Source organism: Streptomyces sp. NPDC002130 (assembly GCF_040296465.1).
Classification (GTDB): Bacteria; Actinomycetota; Actinomycetes; order Streptomycetales; family Streptomycetaceae; genus Streptomyces.
In genome coordinates this window covers 1-1,133 of the sequence record NZ_JBEOXI010001124.1, presented here as the reverse complement: position 1 = coordinate 1,133, position 1,133 = coordinate 1, and the positions used below count along the sequence as shown (strand labels likewise).

At 64.0% G+C, this 1,133-nt stretch carries 1 protein-coding gene and 1 pseudogene; one reads left to right on the top strand and one right to left on the bottom strand.

The window, feature by feature from the left end:
- Positions 1-352 precede the first annotated feature (352 nt).
- Complete coding sequence (locus ABT116_RS48950; RefSeq protein WP_351648066.1) at positions 353-835, bottom strand: hypothetical protein; 483 nt, start codon at positions 833-835, stop codon at positions 353-355.
- Between the two features lie 216 nt (positions 836-1,051).
- Between ABT116_RS48950 and ABT116_RS48945 the strand changes: the two are divergent.
- Positions 1,052-1,133, top strand: a pseudogene (locus ABT116_RS48945) (trans-aconitate methyltransferase); the annotation flags it as partial.

Sequence of the window (1,133 nt, the reverse complement as noted above, 5' to 3'; positions counted from 1 at the left end):
AAGCACGGCACCGCCACCACCTTCGCCGAGGCCAAGGCCATTGCCGACGAGATCGGCTACCCGGTCCTGGTTGCCTGTCGAAATCGAGCAAGAGTGTCAGTTCACCAGAGACCAAGTAAGCGAATTCAGTTCCACTGTGTCTCATCAACTTCCGTTCCACGGCGCTTGCGGCACCGGGCTCGTACGTGACCAGCAGTGCGTCGACGTCCGAGCGGCCACTGCCGGCAAGTTTCTCCCAACGGACTCCGTTGGCCATCTCCAGTACCGGATTGTCGGCGGCAGACTGAACAACGTCCGAGGTTGCGGTGGTGATCGGAGGGGCGGGCCACGTTCCACCCGGACATCGGAAAGCTCAGTGGCGCTGCGTTTCCCTCGCCGAAAAGTTTGACCAGTTGCCGCGCAGAGCGTGAATCTGCGCTCCCGACCAGTGGACCAACGGTCGGATGATCTCTATCTCGAACCGATCCACCTCGGCCGCGGCGCCCTCGACCGTCGAGAGCGCTTCGTCCCAGGCGCCGAGTGCGAATTGAGTGCGGGCGAGCCAGGCTTGTGCCCACAGTGAGATTCGCGCCGAACCACTGGAAAACTCCGTTGACACCGCGCTTTCGAGGTCGCGTCTGGCGGACTCCGGGTGATCCAACGCAAGCTCGAGCCATCCGCGTCCCATCTGGAAGCGTTGTGCCTGGGCTCCGGGGCGAACGCGATCGGACAGTTCGTCGTATGCCGCGAGTGCGTCGACGGTCCTTCCGGTGGCGCCGAGTCCGAGACCCTTGATCGCCTCGGACTCCACTGCTGCGGGATCCGAAGGGCCCACCAATTCGACTGCGCGGTCCACCCACTCGACGAGAGCTGTGCCATCGAGTCGAGCCAGGGAATGCAGGACCATTCGTTGAGCGATCATCGCAGCGGTGCCTGGTTCACGATCCGCGCTGCAGTTGTCCCACGCTCTGGTCAGTAGATCTGCAGTCTCGGTCGGACGCCCTCGATGAATGGCGAGGTAGCCGAGGACGGCGTCGCGCAGAGGCCCGCGCGAAATGCTTTCTATCTCCGGCTCACCTCGCTGCTCGCCGCCCGCTGGCCCACCGCCCGGATCACCGGCTACGACAACTCGCCCGAGATGCTCGACAAAGCCC